The following is a 21967-nucleotide window of genomic DNA, read 5'->3' on the forward strand; positions in this document are numbered from 1 at the left end:
CGGTAAGGTAATAATTGATGAGCAAATGATTACCTTACCTCATTTCAGGATTTAAGCAGTAATAATAATTAATTGTATTTCATACAATATTTAAGAAGAGTATAAGATAAAAAGACAATTCCGACTATTATACTAAAGTATCTATAGACTGACACATAGTGCATTAAGTCATCACTAAGAACGATGACTTATATTCGTGCTGATCTATAAAAGATGAACTAATATTCACCAATTAAGTAGTATAACTTTCTTGAAATTTCAACCATCATGTTTGAAGTATATTGACTGATTTCAAATATCTGTTTTTTCTGCGGGTTAAATACCATGTTGTCTTTTTCATCACTAAAAAAAACATAAGTTGTGTATTTATCCATGTGATGAATATGCTCTTTCAAGCTTAGTTTTTCACCAGAGTTAGGGTCATATGCAATAAACTTCATTCTCATGCATTTGTCTCTTTACAGCGCTTACATCTTAATAAAATTTCAGTCAAAAGATTATTTAATAGACAATAATCTTTATTGCCTCAGTTATTGATACGATGCAGCAGGGATATTTCGTTTTGCTTTTTGAATAGATAGTTCAGCATTCTTAATCGATTGCTGAGCTTCTTTAAGCATGTGTGAACTTTTGGTCTCAGTTTTTTCTTCATTTCCCAACAGGAGATAGCAAGCAAAACTTCCCAATATTAATAAAGCAGCAGTTACTTTTAACATAAACTTAATAAATCAAAATTTTCTGTATTATATGTATTTTTATGTGAAATGCATCACAATTTTATTAAAATTTATTAAACATGGCTCATTATTTGTTTATTAAAATTAATATTCACATGAAACTTCAATTAATTTAATGGTCTTTGTAAATAGAAATCATTGTTTATCTCGCTGCAGAATTTTTAATTTGTCTGATCTTTAGTGACTTACCCTTCATTAAAAAAACAATATAAATTATTGAATATATTTAATTTTATTAAAATTTTATTTTCTATAAGTTCTCAACTATTCCCTATTCATTTTAGTAAAGCTCAATTCTAATTATGCAAAAAATGCATAATTACTTTAATAAATGCATTAGAAGTGAAGCATTTCGAATTCTAAGATGAATCATCTTAACTAATTCGAAGTTTAATGATGAACGCTGATATTACTACCCGTATTGAGAAGGATCTTATTGGTCATCGAGAAATCAACAATGACCATTATTACGGAGTTCAAACATTACGTGCTTTAGAAAATTTCAACTTAACAAATAGCAAAGTTGGAAATTTCCCTAATTTAATTAAAGCATTAGCTATGGTTAAACTAGCTTGCGCTGAAGCAAACTATAATCTTAAAAGCTTAGATCAAACTAAATTTGAAGCGATTGAATACAGTTGTAATCAGCTTATTCGTGGTAATTTCCATGACCAGTTCCCAATCGACATGATGCAAGGCGGTGCGGGTACTTCAACTAATATGAATGCAAATGAAGTATTGGCAAACGTTGCTTTGGAATATATGGGCCATTCTAAAGGTCAATATCAATACTTGCATCCAAATAACGACATTAATATGTCGCAGTCAACAAATGACGTATACCCTACTGCAATTCGTTTAGGTTTGTTACTTAGCTTAGATGAATTAAATCTTCCATTTAACAATTTGATTCTTAGCTTCTTGAACAAGTCTCAAGAGTTTGCGCACATTTTAAAAATGGGCCGTACTCAGTTACAAGATGCTGTGCCTATGACATTAGGTCAAGAGTTTGGTGCTTTTGCGGTAACCTTACAAAAAGACCTTGAGCAAATTAATACGCTTATTCCAAATGTTTTAGCTTATATGAACCTTGGTGGTACGGCGATTGGTACGGGAATTACTACTGAATATAGTTACCGTGAACTTGCGATTCAAGCACTTGGAAAAATCTCTGGTAAGAAAATTAAGTCTGCTCCTGATCTAATCGAAGCAACTTCAGATATGGGTGACTTTGTTCTTTTATCTGGTTTATTAAAGCGTACTGCAACTAAACTTTCAAAAATTGCCAATGACTTGCGTTTACTTTCAAGTGGTCCACGTACTGGCATTAATGAAATTAACTTAGAAGCGCGTCAACCGGGTAGTTCGATTATGCCGGGTAAAGTAAACCCAGTTATTCCTGAAGCGATGAACCTTGCTTGCTTCCAAATTATTGCAAATGATTTGGCTGTAACTTTAGCTGCTGAAGCGGGCCAATTACAGTTAAATGCAATGGAACCACTTATTGCATTCAAACTGTTTGAATCGATGGACTTGCTTGGTAAAGCAATGGCAATGTTCCAAAGTAAATGTATTGATACGATTACGGCAAACCCTGAACACTGTAAAGCTTTAGTTGAAAACTCAATTGGTATTGTGACTGCACTTAACCCATACCTAGGTTATGAAACTACAACTCGTATTGCTAAAACTGCAAACGAAACTGGGCAAAGCGTATTGGCTTTAGTTCAAAATGAAGGTTTATTATCAGCACAAGTGCTTGATGAGATCTTGTCGATTAATAATATGGTTAAACCAAAAATGTCGGCTTAATTCCTGAAAATAAAAAAGGAGCTTTTATAAGCTCCTTTTTTATTTGTTCTATATTTTAAAAACTGAAAGTTGTAGAGAATTGGGCTGTACGTGGATTACCTAAGAATAGGTAGTCATCACCCATAAATGCGCCCACATCACGCCAATATTTCTTATTGAATAAGTTATCAATATTGAATCTGAAGGTTGTGTCATGCCCAGCAAAATTTGTTTTATAAGCAGCACCAATATTAAAGACATTGTACCCGCCTACTTTTGCAGTTCCCTCTTTGTTTGCATATTTACTGCTGCTGTATTGCATACCACTCAGTAATCTTAATCCTTCAACAGACGGTACTTTATAAGATAACTGTGCTGTTGCGCGTACCTTTGGTACATTTTGAGTTTGATGATCTTTGTAGCTGTCAGTATCAATATCAACAAGACGAGATTTGGTATAGGTAATGCCTGAACTTACATCGAGTGTATCGGTTAAGGCACCAGTTAAACCTAATTCAATACCTTGATTGTGTTGTTCACCTTGGTCAACAAAATCGAAAGTTCCATCTGCATTTACTTTGCTATATTGATTGTCTTGTTTTAAATCAAAAATAGCTGCTGTTAATAAGAAGTTGCGTATTTGTTGCTTAACCCCAAGTTCATATTGTTCAGAATTTTTAGGTGATAAAACTTCTAGAGCATTATTAGCAAACCATGGTGCTTCACCACCATCTGACAAACCTTTGGCATATGAAGCATACAGATTAGTCGTAGCAGTTGGGCTATAGATGAGCGCTAATTGTGGTAAAAACTTATTTAAGTCTGTATCTCGGCTTTGCTGCCCATCTGAATTATAAGCTTGCTCATCAAGATGAATAAGTTTCCCACCTAATAAAGTTGACCACTGATCATTAAATTGAAGTCGGTCAGATACAGTAAAAGCAGTCTGATCACTTTCTAGAGCTTTGTAACGATCACCTGGACTTTCTGATGATGGACTGTAGTCGACCGTATCTTCATAGATATTGCCTGTTCCTACCGCTACATTCAGAGGTGTATGGTGCTTTAAGGTTTTATAAGTACGTTGTAATTCGAAAGCTACTTGATGCTGAATGTTGCCAGTGTTGAATTGTCCATTTAACCCAGCTGCAAACTGGTTAGTAATACGTGTGTCATCTGGACTACGAAAATCGTAAATATCATAATTACCGTGTTTATCAAAAGTATTGCCCAAGCCGGTAACTTCACAAATGCTGCTATAACATCCCCATGGGAAAGCACTATTATCATCAATCACAACACGGCTTTGAGACGCACTTAAGCTAGCATTCCATTGATCGTTAAATGCATATTGATATTTCAAACTCGCATTTACACTGTTATTTACAACTGGTTTACTCCACGACTGATAACCCAATAAACGGTCTTGATCTACATTTGTTGGTACTTCTTGCCCATCAAGTAGTTGATAACCCGGTACCGAACGTTGGCTTTGATGTTGCGCTTCAATATCAAACAATAATTTAGAGCGCTCATTAATTTTCCAGTCTAAAGCAACTGAACCAAACTCACGTTTACCATTTGCATGATCAACGTTTGGGTGAATACTTTCATGCGCTAAATTGACTCGATAGCCAAAATTATCATTTAAAAAGCCGCCTACATCTGTTGCCAGTGTATAGCCACCTTCTGAATTTGCATCGACCGTAATAGTTTTAACATCGGCAGGTCTTTTGGTGACATAGTTAACCACACCACCTGGTGTCGACATTCCACTTTGAATAGCAGAAATGCCTTTTAAAATCTCAACTTGTTCTTTATTTTCTAAAGCTACATTTTGCTCACCACGTATGGTATGGCCATTAATGAGATAACTGGAGCCTAAATCGAGTGCAAAACCCCGTGCTACAAAGTTTGGATAGTAACCAATAGCAGCGTAGCCATCGCCCAATGATGAATCATTTTTAATAACATCGGTCAGTGTTTTTGCGTGTTGGTCTGCTATGCGCTCAGAGGTAATGGTGGTAATAGATGCAGGGACTTTCTTTACATCACCAGTTTGAAAACCAGATAAACTCACTTTTTTAGACGTATATAGTGCATCATTATTTTGTGTAGCGTTCACTGTAATGGTTGGGAGCTGTGAAACCTCCGCTTCATTTGCATAGACGACAGATGTTATGAGTGCAATAGATGAAGCTAATGCCGTTTTAGAGCATGTCATGAAGTGAAGATTTAACGAACGTCTTTCCATTGAATAGTTACCTGCCATAGCGAGCATAATTTATAGCGCTAAAAATGGTTGTCTACCCTATTTTCAGCCACGCAAGAATACAGCCACATATATTGAGAAACAACATATTCTGTATTTTTTCGATTAAGTGAATTTGAACTAACTTTTATAAGTTCATCATTATATAAATTTCTTTTATTTTGATTGAAATTGAGGTTATAACTTTTTAAGTATTATCAAATAGCCAAAATAAAACTAAGCTCAAAATGAAACGAGCAAGGAGAAATGCAACTACTCATATGACCTAAAAATTAGCTCAATGATTTTAAAAACAATTCATTATCAAATTGAGTGAAAGGAAACGTTCGATCATTGGTTAAATTCTCTTTAAATCGAACAAAAGGACGTAATCTTACTAGAATCGAATTTTAAAATTAGAAAAAATGAATGGTTAGGAATTTTAAGGAAGTGCTCAAGGTCGAGTGATTTTTAACAGTTCATTCTGTTTTTACGTAGCATACCTAAAAAATTCCTAGTTTTTGTCTACAAAACGATGGAAGAAATATGACATATACTCAGGAAGAAAAACGTAGCCGAATACGTGGGATTGTAGGCGCAGCCTCTGGTAATTTAGTTGAATGGTTCGACTTTTATATCTATGCAGTATTTGCTGCTTATTTTACTCAAGCCCTAACCGCACCTGATATGGATAGCACAACCAAGTCTATTTATGTTTGGGGTGTGTTTGCTGCAAGCTTCTTTATGCGTCCGATTGGTAGCTGGATATTTGGGCGCATTGCAGACCGACACGGTCGAAAAAAGTCGATGATTATCTCAATCTGTCTAATGGCTCTAAGCTCCTTTTTATTTGCAGCTTTGCCTACTTATGATCAAGTTGGTTTATTTGCCCCTTTTCTTTTACTTGTAGTGCGCTTACTTCAAGGCTTATCGGTTGGTGGTGAATATGGCGCCGTAGCAACATACATGAGTGAGTTAGGCTTAAAAGGCCAACGTGGTTTTTACTCGTCTTTTCAGTATGTCACCCTCTCTGGTGGTCAGTTACTCGCAAGCTTACTGGGCGTTATTTTGTTAGCATTTTTAAGTGAGCAACAATTACATGACGGCGGTTGGCGTATTCCGTTTGTGATTGGTGGTATCGCGGCAATTTTATCTTTACTTGCTCGTAGTCGTTTAGAAGAAACGCTTTCTCATCAAGACAGCGAACGTAAAGAGTCTGGTAGCTTAAGAGAACTCTTTAAGAAACACTGGAAAACCTTTTTATTGGTGGTCGGATACACCTCTGCCGGTTCATTAACGTTTTATGTAGAAACTGTTTATTCAAAGACCTATTTAACCAACTTAGGGATGGATGGAAAAACCGTTGGTTATATCATGACCTTCGCCCTATTTGTCTATATGTGTGCTCAACCTGTATTTGGTGCAATTTCGGACCGTATTGGACGACGCTCTTCAATGTTGGCATTTAGCTTATTGTCCGCCATTTTTATTTATCCCGTCATGGTGATCGGGATGCGTGCCTATATAGATTCTCCGATCATCATTACATTGCTACTTATCTTTATGATGATGTTACTCAGCTTCTATACTTCTATTAGTGGTTTGGTAAAAGCTGAAATGTTCCCACCTCATGTGCGGGCTTTAGGTGTAGGTTTCTCTTATGCAGTAGGTAATGCGCTGTTTGGTGGTTCTGCGCCTTCGGTTGCCTTGCAGTTTAAAGCTGCCGGAATTGAAAATACCTTCTTTATATATGTCATTGTCATGCTGATTATCTGTTTCTTATGTAGCCTTGCGCTTCCGAAAAAACCAGATTATTTAGAACATGATCATTAATTAAATAAGATGCCTTCTGTCCCAAGCAGAAGGCATCTTTTAGCTCTTAGCAAATTCTTTTAAAAAAGCCCAAGGAAAAATCCCTTTATCATGCCCATCGCTAAAACAAATTTGGGCACCATAACCTTGATCAAACATAGCTATCACTTCAACATTTTGATGCTCTATTTTAATTTGTTTAATCCGCTTCGCTCGGCAAAAGCCACATGGGCAAATTTCCCTTAAACTTTGATGACTCAGACATACGCTTGAGCCATCGGTCCATATAAAGTGAACCTGCTTATTTATAGTGTCGACACGGACATCAGGTCTGGTTTGCATACTTCACCTCACCAATTTGATTTAATCCAATACGAATCGCTTTTCGTACTTCAGGATCTGGATCATTTTGATGTTGTTCCAATAGCTTCTGAGCTTCTGCGGTACCAATTTCACCGAGTGCTAAAGCAACTTCTTTACGCAAGTTACTAATTTCATGATTAAAGTTATCAGTCAAATGAGCAACTGCCAGATGTGATTTAAGTAGTCCCAAGCTCCGTACTGCTGCAATACGTACTTGCCAATACAAGTCTAATACAGCATGAATTAAAGGAGCTTCGAGCTGAACAATACGTAATTTTCCAATCGTAAGTGCAGCTTCCACTCTTAGTTGCCAACTTTCCGAGGTTAAAGAATGTTGAAGTGCTTGGATCACCTCAGCTGATATGCTCTGACTATAAGCCAAACCGCCTGTTGCAATACGGCGGACCTCATCATCTAAATCTGTTTCGGCAATTTTTGCCAATATCGTAATTGCTTGGTCTTGTTGTAACCAACTTAATGCACTGACTGCCTCACGGCGTACAAGAGCATCTTCATGATGTACCAAAGCAGATATCTCTTCAAATAATTGCTGTGGTCGTAAAGGTTTTAAAGCACGCAGAATTGCACCAAGAGCAAAAGTATCCGTATGCTTTAAATACGGTGCCAGTATCTGGGCCGATGCCGGATTTTTGACTTCACTTAAACTCTGGCTGGCAGCTTGTCTCACATTCACATCTGTATCAAATAAGGCTTGCGCCAATACTTGCAAACTGGTTGGGTCTTCCCAGCTTTCTAAATTTTTTGCTGCCTCTTCACGAACTAAAGCTGAAGAATCGTGTTGTAGTGCTGTATGCAGCCACGGAAGTAAATCCGGATTTTCTTCATCACCAATATTCATTAAAGCGACAAAGCGTATCTTTTCATCTGCATGATTGAGCTGCGCAAGAAATTCCTGATTATATTCATCGAGGTCATCTAAAGCTTGATAATAAAAACTCATTCGTATTCCTTAAATTTGTGATTTCTTTCCAAGCCCTAATGGATTTAAACGGCTTAACTCTTCTTGTTGAGTTGCTTCTTTTAAAGTCTGGATGCAACGTTTTTTAATAGCTGTAAATTCACTACTTGTTACAAGCTCAATGTCTCTTGGACGTTCAAACTTAAGCGGAATTTCTTCAATAATTCGCCCCGGTCGATGGCTCATAATCAACACTCGGTCAGCTAAGAAAAGTGCCTCATCAATATCGTGGGTAATAAATAAAACCGACGTTTGAATTTCTTGCCAAATTTCGAGTAATAGCATTTGCATTTTTAAACGAGTTTGAGCATCTAACGCACCAAAAGGCTCATCCATTAATAAAATACGAGGTTGATTAATCAATACTCTCGCAATTTCAACTCGTTGCTGCATGCCACCAGAAAGTTCAGCTGGAAATTTATGTTCAAAACCTTTAAGTCCGACTAGATCAATCATTTTCTGAGCTTGTTCAATACGCTTTTGTTTAGCGATGCCTTTCATTTTTAAACCGAAGGCAATATTTTCGAGCACGCTTTTCCATGGAAATAAGGTATGTTGCTGAAACACCAAACCTCTGTCTGGATGTGGTTCAAGTATAGATTCATTATCGACCGTTAAAGTCCCAGAACTAATGGGTAAGTGCCCTGCCAAAGCACCTAATAATGTGGATTTACCGCAACCAGATGGGCCAAGTAAACATATAAACTCGCCCTGTTGTATTTCGAAATTAACCCGATCTAATGCCTGAAAACGATTTTTAGCTTGCCCTAAATGTAGCGATAGATTTTGAATACGCACATGGCCTTGTGTAATTGACATTTTATGATTTCCTCAGTTGATACCATGGGGTAAATCGGTTTCCAATCACACGCACCAATGTACTGCTAAACATACCTAACGCTCCGATCAACACCATGCCAACCACAATATTGCTATAGTTTTGCAAGGTGAAAGATTCCCACGTGAAGTATCCAATTCCGTGTTGTCCAGAAATCATTTCCGCCGTCACTAAACAGAACCAACAAGTGCCCATTCCAATAGATAAACCAGTAATAATGTTAGGTAATGCCCCCGGAATAATGACTTCATAAATGATAGCTAGATCAGAAGCACCTAGACTTTTTGCAGATGCAACGAGCCTTGGGTCAACTGCACCAACGCCATGTACCGTATTTAATAAAATTGGAAATAAAGCCCCAATAAACGTAATAAAAATCATGGAAGCTTCTGATGATGGAAAAATCAGAATTGCTAAAGGAATCCATGCAACTGCTGGTATTGGACGTAATACTTCTAATGGCGGCATTAGAAATGCAGCAAGTTTTTGATAACGTCCTGCTAACAAACCAATAACTACACCAATTAAAGCAGCAAGCACAAAACCAGTCACTACGCGAAAGACACTAGATTCAACATGTTCAAATGCAGTGCTGAGTTGAAAGAAAGCCCACAGGGCATGAATAACATCTAAAGGTGTGGGTACATTGCTAAAGTTCACAATACCTAAATTTATTTTAAACTGAGCAAGTCCTTGCCAAATGACTATCCAGAAAACTATCGATGTAAAAGCTATCGCATAGCTTTTTAAATGCGCCGGATATGATCTCAACTGCTGAAAAAATTTAATCAAAAATGTACTTTGGTTTTTAGGTTTTGTTTGGACTAAACTACTCATTCGTCACCTCCTGCTCATTAGGTAAGACAACACATCAGCTCTGTGTTACAAGCTGAATAGCTTTAAAGTCATATACTTTTCCGCCTTGTTGTTTAGCCCATTTTTCAGCATCATCTTTTAATAAAAAGGCCTGAATTTGTCCTGCTTTATCTGTGGCATACCATGCCAAATTGGCAAGTAACTTAATGTCGGACTGATGATCTTGGCTATAAACCACACGCACCGTTTTTCCATCGGCTTGAATTTTCTTTAAATCAGAAAAAGCATGCTCAGGTGTTTCATAGCTACGAACTTTTTCTTCACCCTTTACCCAAATTTGAGTCACCCGATCAAATGTTTTGATGGGTTGGCCCGTTAAAGCGTCATTGGCAACCAAAGGTGATTTTGCATAGTCAGCGAGTTGCTGGCTGTAATTAAGTCCAGATGCCTGAAATGCATCCTTAATATATTGGTCATCAATAAATTTATTTACATCAAGCGTACCGTCGTTTTTTCCTAAAACTTTTAAGGTGTCTATCGCAATTTGAGTCGCTTTTCGATATTCAGGTTTCCACGTTAAGTCACGAGTTTGTAGACCTAATGGACCATGAAATAGATAAACAACTTCGGCAGGAATACCGGTTTTTTCAGCAATAAGTTCACTATATTTTTCAGGTTGTTCACGAATCAGGCGATTCGCTTCAATAGTTGCTTGTAAATAAGCTTTTATAACTTCTGGATGCTGCTGTGCATAATCCTTGCTAGCAAGTGAACCATGAAAAGTAGGTGATTTTGCTTGCGAACCATCATAGATTTTTTTAGCAAAACCTTGGTAAGCAAATAACTCTCCAAATGGTACGAAGTCAGCATGCGCAGCAATCTTATGGCTTTTTAATGCAGGCCCTGCTACTTCTGGCGCCTGAGCTATCACTTTAATATCTTTATCAAGTTGCCAACCTTCAGCTTGAATTGCTCGCAATAATAGTCCGTGAGCAGTTGAGGCAAAAGGTACAGAAATAGTCTGCCCCTTTAGCTCTTTAAGTGAAGTTACTTTTGAATCAATTGGAACAACAATCGCATTACCGCTACCATTAATACTGCCTGACAATGGCGCTAAAAATATGCTTTCTTTTCCAGCTTTTTTAAATGCTGCTAAATTATTAACAGCAGGAAAGTCAGCCATTGCCCCCAAATCTAGACGCCCAGCCACCATCTCACTGGTAAGTGGTGCACCAGAGGTAAAGTTTTTCCATTGAATGTCATATTTAACATTCTTGTATTCACCAGCTTTGGGTAAATATTTTGGTAATAGATTCAATTCACGAATGAGCAACCCACCTGTTGCACAGTTAATGGTGGTGTCTTGCGTGCCAATGGCGACACGCACAGTTTCTGTTTTACTGCCGCACCCCAAAGTGCCAAGTACAATGGCACCAATTAAGCTACTGAGTAATAGTTTTTTATTGATCAATTTATTTTGTCTCATGTTGAGCATTCCAAATTAATTATTTGAGTAGGTATGGGATATTTACTTTGACTGCGTCCGTTGGGCAGTCCTTTTCACAAGGCATGCAGTACCAACATTCATCAAACTGCATAAAAGCTTTTTGAGTTATTGGATCGATCGTCAATAAATCCATTGGACAAACATCTACACAGACTGTGCATCCTTTATCAGCAATACATTTATCTTCATCGATAATAACTGGTGCGACAGTACGGTGCTGTACTTCTTTAAAAATAAAAGCCATGATTTGAATTCCTGATTTATTTAGTCTGCTAGAGCAACATCTTTTTGAATGCGTAAACGGTCATACGACACAGCTTCATCTTGATTAATCGAAACCACATAAGGTTCGATTGGCTTTTTGAAACTGACCATGTTGCCGTGTTCATCTTTTTTCAAATGCGCGTGGCAGAACCAATCCGAGTTATTTTTTTGAGGGAAATCTGCTCTATAGTGGTACAGTCCCCAACGGCTTTCTTCCCTAAACAGTGAAGCTCTAGCAGCCATTTCCGCGCAGTCTCGAATAAAAGAAACTTCAGCAGCACGCATCAATTCATGCGGGTTTCTGGCAGAGATTCGCTTAATATCCTGTTTAATTTCTTCAAAACGTTTGAGCCCAATTTCCATTTTTTGGCGAGTTTTAGGGGGCTGCAAATAGTCATTTACAAAACGGCGCAGCTTATATTCCACTTGTTCTGGAGGTAAACCTTCTGAGCAATTCAGTGGTGCAAATATTCGAGCTTTTTCTGCTTCTATTTCGCTTTGGTTTAATTCGCTATCTTCAATTGCACTTACGTATTGCGCGGCATTTACACCTGCAAACCAACCATAAGTAAATGCACCAAGCATATAGTTATGAGGTACAGCCGCCATATCGCCAGCGCTATATAATCCCTTAACCGAAGTCTCGGCTTTTTCGTTTACCCATACGCCAGAAGCACTATGTCCGCTACAGAAACCAATTTCTGAAATATGCATTTCCACCATATCTTGACGGTAATTGGTTCCTCGGCCCTCATGAAAACGTCCACGGCTTGGGCGTTCATTGGTATGTAGAATCTCTTCAATGGTTTGAATTGTTTCTTCGGCCAGATGATCTACTTTTAAATAAACAGGACCATTACCACTTTCCAATTCTTGATAAAACTCCCACATCATTTGACCACTCCAGTAGTCACATTCAATGAAACGTTCGCCTTTACTGTTGGCGGTATAACCTCCTAAAGGACCGGTCACATAAGCACAAGCTGGGCCGTTATAGTCTTTAATCAGTGGATTAATCTGGAAGCACTCTAAATTGGCTAGCTCAGCACCGACATGGTATGCCATTGCATAGCCGTCACCTGCATTGGTTGGATTTTCATAAGTACCCATTAAGTAGCCGGAAGATGGCAAACCTAAACGCCCTGCGGCGCCACAACATAAAATGGCTGCTTTGGTTTTAATGACGTAAAAGTCACCACTACGACAGTCAAAACCAAGTACACCATTGATTGCACCTTGCTCATTTTTTAAAAGCTTTGTGGTGACAATCCGATTATTAATTTTGACTTGGGCTCGCTTTAACTGACGATATAAAACTTTTTTAACGTCATGACCTTCGGGCATTGGTAAAACATATGCCCCCATATGATGTACTTTTTTTACTGCAAATTCGCCTGTCTCATCTTTTTCAAACTTAATGCCCCATTGATCGAGCTGTTGAATGGTTGTGAAACTATGCTTCGCATATGCATATACAGTGGTTTGGTTAACCACTCCATCATTGGCAATCGTAATTTCTTTGGTGTATTGCTCAGGTGTTGCGTAGCCCGGAATGACAGCATTATTCAGCCCATCCATTCCCATTGAAATCGCCCCACTGCGTTTTACATTCGCTTTTTCAATGAGCAAGACTTTTAAATTGGGGTTTTCTTGTTTTGCTTTAATCGCAGCCATTGGTCCAGCAGTTCCACCACCAATCACCACAATATCGAACTCAAGATATTTAGTTTCCATTGTAAAATCCTTATTTTTATCTGAGCTATTAACGATGAATACGTAAACGGTACTGGAAGGTATCGCCCGAGAAATAGAGATATTCATAGTCAATCGGTTGGCCATTTGCATCGTGAGTCAAACGTTCGACCCGTAATACAGGAGTTCCGATTTCGACTTGCAACAGAGCCGCTAATTCTTCATCCGCCACCGTGGCATCAATGCTTAAATCCGCATGTCCCAAAGGGATGTTGCACTCTTGTTCTAATGCCTTGAAAATATCGGTTGTACGTAAATCAATCGCTTTTTCTTTAAGCTTCAAACCAATATGTTCTGGCAAATAAGTCAACTCATACGACACTGGTTGACGGTTGAGCAAACGAACACGTTGAATTTCATACACATTGGCTTTAACAGGTAACTTTAATTTGGGCACAACGTGCATCGGGATCTGTTTAAGCTCGGCCGAGATGACACGGTTTAAAATTTCGTGACCAGCAGATGACATTGCTTCCGCAAAACCTTGCAAACTTGAGATGTTCTGGAACGTTTTTGGCTTACTTACAAAGGTCCCTTTACCCGGCACCTTAAAAATATAGCCTTCCAACTGTAATTGGTTGAGTGCTTGGCGAACTGTGATTCGACTTACACCGAACTGTTCAGCAAACTCGTTTTCAGATGGAATTTGACTCAACACGGCGTATTCGCCATTCACAATTTTGTTAAGGATGAGTTCCCTTAACTGATCGTAAAGAGGCTTATGATTTTTGGGATCTTGGGGTAGCTGACTCACGGCTCACAACCTGTTATAACAACTTGAGCAAATAATGTTTAAAATGTTTCAGCTTTGGAAATAATTTAAAGCGATAACTTTAGTTAAAAAAATAATTTCAATGAATATCAATAAATTAGTTAATAGTTATCTATAAAATTTAAATTATTATCATAAAAAATACATTTGTATTTGTTATGCTATAAAACATACTCCGTTATGCCATAAACGTAAAAATTACTATTATTTTTTAGGGGATAATATGCAAAAAAAACAACAAAATACCCCTGATGATTCAGTGGGAAAGGTCACCTTCTGGCAAGCCTTTTTATTTTGGCTTAAGTTAGGCTTTATTAGCTTTGGAGGACCAGCTGGACAAATCGCTGTGATGCATCAGGAACTCGTTGAACAAAAGCGCTGGATATCTGAAAAAAGATTTTTGCATGCCCTGAACTACTGCATGTTGTTACCCGGCCCTGAAGCACAGCAATTAGCAACCTATATTGGTTGGCTCATGCACAGAACTGCTGGAGGACTAGTCGCAGGCATTCTATTTGTACTACCGTCTTTATTTATTTTAATTGGGCTGTCTTGGGTCTATATAAAATTTGGAGATATTCCCGTTATCGCAGGCATTTTCTACGGGATCAAGCCTGCTGTTACCGCAATTGTCTTTCATGCAACGTACCGTATAGGTAGCCGTTCGCTTAAAAATAAATTTTTATGGTTCGTGGCAATTGCAGCGTTTCTTGCCATTTTTGTCTTAAAGCTTCCTTTCCCGCTTATTGTTTTATCAGCAGGCATTGCAGGTTATTTAGTAAGTAAAAAGTACCCTGAGCTACTTTCCTCAGCGGCTGGTCATAAAGCTAGTCAAAAAGATTATGGCCCAGCATTTATTGATGATGATACCCCAACACCAGAGCATGCTAAATTCCATTGGTTGCGGTTAGCTAAACTTATTTTTGTGGCAATCGTTTTATGGTTATTGCCAATTTTAGCTTTAGGCGCATATTTTGGCTGGCATCATTCTTATACTCAAATGGCGTGGTTTTTCACTAAAGCTGCATTACTCACTTTTGGGGGCGCTTACGCAGTTTTACCTTACGTCTATCAGGGGGCAGTCAATCATTTTGGCTGGCTTTCACCTACGCAAATGATTGATGGTTTAGCTTTAGGTGAAACTACACCCGGTCCACTGATTATGGTAGTTGCCTTTGTTGGTTTTTTAGGAGGTGTTAATCATTCATTACTTGGGCCTGAACATCTATTTTTTGCTGGAGCGCTCGGTGCTGTCATTGTGACTTGGTTTACCTTTCTCTTTTCATTTGTATTTATTTTTGCAGGTGGTCCTTTTATTGAATCTACACACAATGAAATTAAGTTTACAGCATCACTCACTGCGATTACCGCGGCTGTGGTCGGTGTCATTTTAAATCTAGCATTATTTTTTAGTTATCACGTGCTATGGCCGCACGGTTTTTCCGGTCACTTTGATGTTATCTCGGCGATCATTACTGTGGCTGCATTTATTGCCTTATTCCGCTTTAACATTAATGTACTCTATGTCATTTTTACATCAGCACTAATTGGTTTAGGTATTTATCTTTTATAAAAATGAGCCATGAGTCCTTTAACGTAACTGCGAAGGACTCATGCCATAAAATTGTTTAAAGCGATGGCTTAAATGGCTTGCTGAACTAAAACCACATACCAAAGCAATATCTTGTAAAGAAAGCTGAGATGACTGAATTAACCCTTTTGCCTTAGTTAAGCGTCTTTGCATGACATATTGGTGAGGTGCCATATTCATAGATTGTTTAAACATATGAGCAAAATGGTATTCGCTTAAATTCACAACATTTGCCAAGTCTGACAAAGTGAGTGCTTGGTCTAAATGCCCTTCAATCCATTCCTGAATATATTTAAGTTTATGAGGAGCAAGGCCTCCTTTAATGGCAGGCTGTTGCCATTGAACACTACTGTATCTTCGAATTAAATGATTCAACAATAAACTGGCTGTAGTACTCATTTGTAAGTGGTTTGCTGAATCGCTCCAGTCACAATCTAATAGGAAAAACTGATATAACGCTCGAATCTTTTCGTCATCGTTAAAAACAACTTCGTTTAGTTCAATTTGATTGGGTTCTTTGTCCCATATTTTTTCGGCGACATCACGCAAATGTTGGTCGGTATAATACAAGTGAACGAACTTAAGCCCACCACGTATATCCCAAGTAGACTCCTGATGTTCAGGCAATAAGCAAAAACGCCCCGGCCCACCGCCATTTTTCCAACCTGCAGGGGTTTTTTGATAGCTTTCATAGCCATCTTGAATATAGAGACTTAAAGTATGGTGGTCGCTACAGACACTTACACGATCTTGCTGATTAGACCAAAATGCAAGTTGCATATTTTCATCAAGCACCACAGTTTCGTGAAGCTTGGCTTTAGATTGCTGTAGCTGTTCTAAAGTTTGATAGGCCATGCAAAATTAAAACGAATATCATTGAGCTTAAGTTAACCATATTCAGCAAAGTTCAGCTAGTTTAGATCTATAAAAAACGCAAGATCTTGCATGTATAACACAAGAATATATACGTGAAAAATGAAGCATTCCTAGATACTTAAGCTTGGTAATCGAGGATGAATTTATGAATATTTTACTCTATGTTGCGGTGGTGTTGATTTGGGGAACAACATGGATTGGAATTGCCGTTCAAAGCCACTATGCAACACCCATTGTCGCAATTTTATGGCGTTTTGCCATTTCAGCCTTATTACTGTGGGTTGTTTTACTATTTTCAGGAAAATTACAGCGAATTGCTTTAAAAGATCACTTGTTTTGTATGATACAAGGACTCTGTGTTTTCGGCCTAAACTTTATTTGTTTTTATACTGCGGTTAAATATGTAAATAGCGGTTTAGAGTCTGTCATTTTTTCGATGGCTGTTTTCTTTAATGCCATTAATGCGCTTATCTTTTTTAAACAGAAACCTTCTCCAAACTTTGCGCCAGCTGCACTTTTGGGTCTAAGTGGTATTGTTTTACTGTTTTGGCATGACCTCATTAATAGCCAGTTTAATGCACAGTTATTAATGGGTATTGGGCTATGTGCAATAGGCACTTACGGTTTTTCTTTAGGAAATATGATTAGTGTTAGACACCAAAAACGTGGTCTAAATATCTTTTCAACAAACTGTTATGCCATGACTTATGGTGCATTGGTGATGTTAAGTCTAGCTTTATTTACAGGACAAGATTTAATGCCACCGATGAATTTCCCATTTTTAAGTTCGGTACTTTACTTGGCTGTATTTGGTACGGTTATTGGGTTCTCTGCTTATTTTTCTCTGGTTGGACGAATTGGCGCAGCCAAAGCAGCTTATAGCACGTTGCTCTTCCCTTTAGTTGCTTTAACAGTTTCTACTTTCTTTGAAGGATATGAGTGGACTTTAAATGCTGTACTTGGAATTTTATTAATTTTACTTGGCAATTACTTAATGTTTAGTAAGTTAGAAATTGGAAAAAAGTTATTTAATAGTCAAAAAAGTTGTGAGAAGCAGGCCTAAGCCTGCTTTTTTATAAATCATAATTAATTTTAACAGCCCGTTTTTAGCAATAACTCGAAATCTTTTAAAGCTGCAGCTGCTGTAGCTAAAGGCGCAGATGCCCCTCCACTGACTACAAACTCACCCATCTCTTGCGTTAACACTCGTATGCATTTATTAGAACCTTGCAGATGAGCAAAAGGATGATTTGCTGCAACTAGTCTTAATTCAACACCCGTTTGAATTTGCTGATTTTTAATATGAATAAAACCCACCAATCGAGGAGTTAGATTTTCATTTTTCCAATCACGTATATGATCGGCAGTTACATGACTGATTCCTTGTCTTGGAATATCTTTAATTTTTATATCAGCTCCCAAAACAGTATTTGCCAGTATTGTAATTTTAGCAGCGGTATCCCATCCATCTACATCGAAAGAACTGTCAGGTTCCGCAATACCTTTTGCTTGAGCTTTTTCAAGAGATTCTGTAAATGCACATTCGTGTTGCAACATATCATTCAAAATAAAATTTGTGGTGCCTGTAAACACACCTTCTATTTCTAAAATTTGGCAACCAGCCAAGTTATATTCAAACAAATCAACAGTCGGTAAAACCGCAGCCGTTGCACCGCTAAAAAATAGTTGTTTATTATGTTGATGTGCCAAGTTAATTAATTTTTTGCCTTCAACGACTAACGCACCTTTAGATACTGCAATCGCATTCATGTTATGTGTTAATGCATACTTTAAATAAAATAGGCCCTTTCCACCTGTCACATAGTCACTTGGGCCAGTCTCAATAATGACATCCGCCTGAACCTGTTCTAAAAACTTTTGCTCAGTTAGGCCTAGTTGATATTGTGTTTTATCTAGCCACGTTGAAGCTTGTAAACCTTCTTGATCAATTAAACCTGAAGATGAGTTGCATACTCCTACTAAGCGAGCATCAATTTGATATTTTTGTTTATAGTAAGTCGATCGATTTAAAAGAAGCTCTGCAATTTGTTGCCCAATACGTCCAAAACCACAAATTGCCACATTAACTCGCTTCATTTCGCCTTCTCAAAAATTTAAATGGTTTAAATCAATTTTCCCAAGATAATTTTAACATCTCATCTTTGAAAAATTGCTGACTATAGAGATAGTTAAAATACTATATCACTTAGATACTTGTTAGATTAACTATCTTAATCACCATATAAATTGCGACAGCAAAAACCATTAAAGCAAAGACTTTTTGCACAATTGCAGACGGAATAAAACGAATAGCTCTGCGCCCTAATAACATACCGAATGCACATGCGAGTGCAAACGCACTAGTAATGCCTACTGGATAATGAAAACCCTCTGCAATATGCATCACAATACTCATTCCACTGATGAGAAAAATAATCATAAGTGACGTTGCAACAATACTATGCATATCCAAATTTGTGACTTTTCTAAGCGCTGGCACAATTACAAAGCCACCACCAACCCCTAGCATGCCTGTTAAAAGCCCAGCAATAATTCCGATACTGGCAAGAACGCTTCCCGTTTTAAAATTCCAGATAAAGCGTCCCGTACTTGGGTTGACCTGACACGGCGGATTATGAAAGTCTGATACTCGGTTACTAATAAGCCGATAACCCACTGTAAGCATGACCAAGCTAAACATTAACATGAGCCAAACAGGTGAAATCGCGTTGGCTATTAAAATGCCGATATGTGCCATAGGAGCACCAATTAAGGCAATCCAAATAGCAGCGCGATAACGAACTATCTTTTTAAATAAGCCTTCAATGGTTCCAATGAGTGTAGACAGCGCAACCGCCAACAACCCAATCGGTGCAGCTTGAGCCACTGTCCAGCCTTGACTGGTCATGAGCGCAGGTACAGCAAGAATGCCCCCACCTGCTCCTGTAAGACCAAGTAAAAAGCCAATCACGATGCCTTCAACGACAAGTAATAACATATCAAAAGCCTAAAATTGCATATACATCATTTGCAGTAGACTGCTGGATTAATGAGGACGTAGATTCTCGTCTTCTTGCGAAGCTTCAGCCGCTTCTCAGGACAAAGCGTTGCTTTGTTTATCCTCTTAACTCGAACATAGTTCTCGTCTTCTTGCGAAGCTTCAACCGCTTCTCAGGGCAAAGCGTTGCTTTGTTTATCCTCTTCCACTCGAGCACAGCTCTCGTCTTGCGCTCGGGTAAAGCGTTGCTTTACTTATCCTCGCTCAGGTTTGACCATCCACTCGCGGCCCTTGAGCATGCCTTGCCAGTAAATCGGCGGTAAAATCTGTTCTTTAAGCAACCATGCCAAACGAGATGGTTTTTGCCCATCAATCACCCATTTCGGAAAACTTGGAAGAAGCTTACCGCCGTAACCAAACTCAGCCAGAACGATTTTTCCACGCTCTACTGTAAGTGGACATGAGCCATAGCCGTTGTATTCACAGAAGTTTTGCTCACCGTTCAGTTGTGCTAGAACATTTACAGCAACAATCGGGGCTTGTGCCCGTGCCGCAGCAGCAGTTTTGGCATTAGGTGCATTCATCACATCACCTAAAGCAAAAATATTGGCATGATGTGTGTGTTGTAAGGTTTGTGGATTCACACTCACCCAGCCTGCTTCATCAGTGAGTGTGCTGGCACGAATAAAATCAGGCGCTTGTTGCGTTGGAACAACATGCAACATATCGAAATCAGTCTCGACTAATGCCGTATTTTCATCGTTCACCACCTTAAACCATGCTTTTTTTGCAGGCCCATCTACTTTGACAAGTTGATGGTTAAAATGAAGTTCTGAACCATATTTTTCGACATATTGCATGAGTGCAGGTACATATTCCTTCACACCAAATAAAACAGCACCAGTGTTATAAAAATGAATAGAGATATCTTTGAGTTTGCCTTGCTTTAACCAGTAGTCAGCTGAAAGGTACATTGCTTTTTGAGGAGCACCTGCACATTTAATCGGCATAGGCGGCTGGGTAAAGATTGCCTTTCCACCGTTTAGCTGTTGCACCAGTTCCCATGTATACGGCGCTAGATCATAACGATAGTTAGACGTTACCCCATTTTTACCTAAGGTTTCGACTAAACCTTCAATGCCATGCCAATTGAGTTTTAAACCGGGACAGACGACTAAAGCTTTATATTGAATGGGCTGGCATCCTTCCAAAATAACCTGATTATGCTCAGGGTCGAATCCAGCAACCGCAGCTTTCATCCATTTCACTTTTGAAGGAATCACACTTGCCATGGAGCGTGCAGTAACTTGCGGTTTAAAAATGCCGCCTCCCACCATGGTCCAGCCTGGTTGATAATAATGGGTATCTGCCGGATCAATAATGACAATATCCAAATGAGGTTCACGAGACAGTAAACTCGATGCTACAGAAATTCCAGCTGCGCCTGCTCCCACAATCACAACGCTATAGCAAGGAACTGAGCTTGGTTCATGATCTCTTTTTAAAATACGTGGAACTAGGCCTTTTAAGTTAAAACCAAGCTTATTACCAGATTCAACTAACAGTGCTGCATCTTTTGGAGCAACTTCGGCCAAAGCCCATAAACTGATTGCACGCATACCAGAACGGCAATACGCTAAAACAGGTTTTTGGGCATTCTGATAAAGCTGTTTAAACTCGGCAACTTGTTGATCGGTAATTTTGCCACTGCTAACAGGTTGATAAATTACCTTTAGGCCATGTCGCTGAGCTGCTTCTTCAATTTCAATCACATTGGGTTGGTCTGCACCTTCTCCATCCGGGCGGTTACATATCAGAGTCTTTACTCCCTGATCTGCAATTTTTGCGACATCATCAGCGGTGATTTGAGCAGCAACATAAAATTCTTGATTAACTCGTTTAATTTCCATATTGCCACCTTATGATTGTGAAATTGAGCCGCAGGCCTGATTAGCAGGAAGTGCTTTATCGATCTGCTTTGGATAGGGAAGATTTAAATTATTCATTAATTTAATAAAATCTTCCCGCGAACGATTCTGGCCTAAACGTGAGTTATTTAAACGTTCATTGCCAATCGTTGAAGATAACCGGCCTTTATAATCGTGTCCCGGATACACAATAGTGTCGTCAGGCAAGCTAAATAGTTGCTTATGAATACTGTCATATAGTGTGCCTGCATTTCCCTGCTGGAAGTCAGTTCGACCGCAACCATCAATTAATAATGCATCACCAGTGAAAACCATGTTTCCAACTAGATAACTCGTACAAGCATTGGTATGACCTGGTGTATAACGTGCTTCAATACTAAGGTTGCCCAATTTAAGGGTACAACCATCTGTAATAAGAATATCTCCGCAACTTACATCCGAGTTTCTATGTAAAACCGATTTACAATGAAAACGTTCACGCAGTAAATTTGCAGCAGTAATATGATCTGCATGAACATGTGTATCTAAGGTATAGATGAGCGTAAATTGATGCTTTTCTAATTCTTTTGCATAGATTTCTATATCTGATGCAACTGGATCAATTAAAACAGCCTCTCGTGTTTCTTCACATCCAAGCATATATGTATAAGTCGAACTTTCTTGTTCAAAAAATTGCTTAAAGAACATGATTT

At 38.5% G+C, this 21967-nt stretch carries 19 protein-coding genes and 1 pseudogene; 4 read left to right on the top strand and 16 right to left on the bottom strand.

Annotated elements, in window-relative coordinates; translation table 11 throughout:
* Positions 1-218 precede the first annotated feature (218 nt).
* Positions 219-440, bottom strand: a complete 222-nt coding sequence (locus tag ACG59Z_RS06145; protein ID WP_000668585.1) for a hypothetical protein — start codon at positions 438-440, stop codon at positions 219-221.
* Between the two features lie 90 nt (positions 441-530).
* Entirely contained in the window at positions 531-716 is a 186-nt protein-coding gene (locus ACG59Z_RS06150) for a hypothetical protein (RefSeq protein WP_396479142.1), read from the bottom strand.
* Between the two features lie 414 nt (positions 717-1130).
* Here ACG59Z_RS06150 and ACG59Z_RS06155 point away from each other — a divergent pair, with 414 nt between their 5' ends.
* Positions 1131-2549, top strand: a complete 1419-nt coding sequence (locus ACG59Z_RS06155) for an aspartate ammonia-lyase (protein ID WP_263613684.1) — start codon at positions 1131-1133, stop codon at positions 2547-2549.
* 55 nt (positions 2550-2604) lie between these two features.
* Here the strand turns inward: ACG59Z_RS06155 and ACG59Z_RS06160 are convergent, their stop codons facing one another.
* Complete coding sequence (locus tag ACG59Z_RS06160; RefSeq protein ID WP_400198425.1) at positions 2605-4809, bottom strand: TonB-dependent siderophore receptor; 2205 nt, start codon at positions 4807-4809, stop codon at positions 2605-2607.
* Between the two features lie 516 nt (positions 4810-5325).
* Here ACG59Z_RS06160 and ACG59Z_RS06165 point away from each other — a divergent pair.
* Entirely contained in the window at positions 5326-6612 is a 1287-nt protein-coding gene (locus tag ACG59Z_RS06165) for an MFS transporter (protein WP_400198426.1), read from the top strand.
* Between the two features lie 39 nt (positions 6613-6651).
* Here ACG59Z_RS06165 and ACG59Z_RS06170 read toward each other — a convergent pair whose 3' ends face one another.
* From ACG59Z_RS06170 to ACG59Z_RS06205, 8 genes and pseudogenes are all read right to left on the bottom strand, one after another.
* On the bottom strand, positions 6652-6933 hold the full coding sequence (locus ACG59Z_RS06170) for a gamma-butyrobetaine hydroxylase-like domain-containing protein (RefSeq protein WP_400198428.1): 282 nt from the start codon (positions 6931-6933) through the stop codon (positions 6652-6654).
* Positions 6917-7915: a HEAT repeat domain-containing protein gene (locus ACG59Z_RS06175; RefSeq protein ID WP_400198430.1), complete on the bottom strand. Its 999-nt coding sequence runs from the start codon at positions 7913-7915 to the stop codon at positions 6917-6919. Before ACG59Z_RS06175 ends, ACG59Z_RS06170 begins: the two co-directional genes overlap by 17 nt.
* Positions 7912-8752 (bottom strand): annotated as a pseudogene (locus ACG59Z_RS06180) (ABC transporter ATP-binding protein). Before ACG59Z_RS06180 ends, ACG59Z_RS06175 begins: the two are co-directional and overlap by 4 nt.
* Before the next feature lies 1 nt (position 8753).
* Positions 8754-9608, bottom strand: a complete 855-nt coding sequence (locus ACG59Z_RS06185) for an ABC transporter permease (protein ID WP_400198432.1) — start codon at positions 9606-9608, stop codon at positions 8754-8756.
* 34 nt (positions 9609-9642) lie between these two features.
* Positions 9643-11073 (bottom strand): ABC transporter substrate-binding protein, encoded by a 1431-nt coding sequence (locus ACG59Z_RS06190; protein ID WP_400198434.1) that lies wholly within the window; start codon positions 11071-11073, stop codon positions 9643-9645.
* Positions 11074-11092: 19 nt separating this feature from the next.
* On the bottom strand, positions 11093-11338 hold the full coding sequence (locus ACG59Z_RS06195) for a ferredoxin family protein (RefSeq protein ID WP_400198435.1): 246 nt from the start codon (positions 11336-11338) through the stop codon (positions 11093-11095).
* 20 nt (positions 11339-11358) lie between these two features.
* Complete coding sequence (locus ACG59Z_RS06200; RefSeq protein WP_400198437.1) at positions 11359-13092, bottom strand: fumarate reductase/succinate dehydrogenase flavoprotein subunit; 1734 nt, start codon at positions 13090-13092, stop codon at positions 11359-11361.
* Positions 13093-13120: 28 nt separating this feature from the next.
* Complete coding sequence (locus ACG59Z_RS06205) at positions 13121-13864, bottom strand: GntR family transcriptional regulator (protein ID WP_032026327.1); 744 nt, start codon at positions 13862-13864, stop codon at positions 13121-13123.
* 241 nt (positions 13865-14105) lie between these two features.
* Between ACG59Z_RS06205 and chrA the strand changes: the two genes are divergently transcribed.
* Entirely contained in the window at positions 14106-15455 is a 1350-nt protein-coding gene (chrA, locus tag ACG59Z_RS06210; RefSeq protein WP_400198440.1) for a chromate efflux transporter, read from the top strand.
* Positions 15456-15473: 18 nt separating this feature from the next.
* Here chrA and ACG59Z_RS06215 read toward each other — a convergent pair whose 3' ends face one another.
* Positions 15474-16328, bottom strand: coding sequence for a helix-turn-helix domain-containing protein (locus ACG59Z_RS06215; protein ID WP_396463744.1), 855 nt, complete (start codon positions 16326-16328; stop codon positions 15474-15476).
* A gap of 166 nt (positions 16329-16494) precedes the next feature.
* Between ACG59Z_RS06215 and ACG59Z_RS06220 the strand changes: the two genes are divergently transcribed.
* Entirely contained in the window at positions 16495-17412 is a 918-nt protein-coding gene (locus ACG59Z_RS06220; protein WP_400198442.1) for a DMT family transporter, read from the top strand.
* A gap of 29 nt (positions 17413-17441) precedes the next feature.
* On the opposite strand, the gene ACG59Z_RS06225 is transcribed toward ACG59Z_RS06220, so the two are convergent.
* The 4 genes from ACG59Z_RS06225 to ACG59Z_RS06240 form a co-directional block, all read right to left on the bottom strand.
* On the bottom strand, positions 17442-18446 hold the full coding sequence (locus ACG59Z_RS06225; RefSeq protein ID WP_400198444.1) for a homoserine dehydrogenase: 1005 nt from the start codon (positions 18444-18446) through the stop codon (positions 17442-17444).
* Positions 18447-18555: 109 nt separating this feature from the next.
* The gene (locus ACG59Z_RS06230) at positions 18556-19347 is read right to left on the bottom strand and encodes a sulfite exporter TauE/SafE family protein (protein WP_400198445.1); all 792 of its coding nucleotides are present in this window, start codon (positions 19345-19347) and stop codon (positions 18556-18558) included.
* A gap of 254 nt (positions 19348-19601) precedes the next feature.
* Positions 19602-21257 carry a TIGR01244 family sulfur transferase gene (locus tag ACG59Z_RS06235; RefSeq protein ID WP_400198446.1) on the bottom strand — a complete coding sequence of 552 codons (1656 nt, stop codon included), beginning with the start codon at positions 21255-21257 and terminating at the stop codon, positions 19602-19604.
* A 9-nt stretch (positions 21258-21266) separates the two neighbouring features.
* Positions 21267-21962, bottom strand: a complete 696-nt coding sequence (locus ACG59Z_RS06240; RefSeq protein ID WP_151683061.1) for an MBL fold metallo-hydrolase — start codon at positions 21960-21962, stop codon at positions 21267-21269.
* Positions 21963-21967 lie beyond the last annotated feature (5 nt).

The sequence above is a fragment of the Acinetobacter sp. ABJ_C1_1 genome (assembly GCF_044684115.1).
GTDB classification, from domain to species: Bacteria; Pseudomonadota; Gammaproteobacteria; order Pseudomonadales; family Moraxellaceae; genus Acinetobacter; species Acinetobacter nosocomialis_A.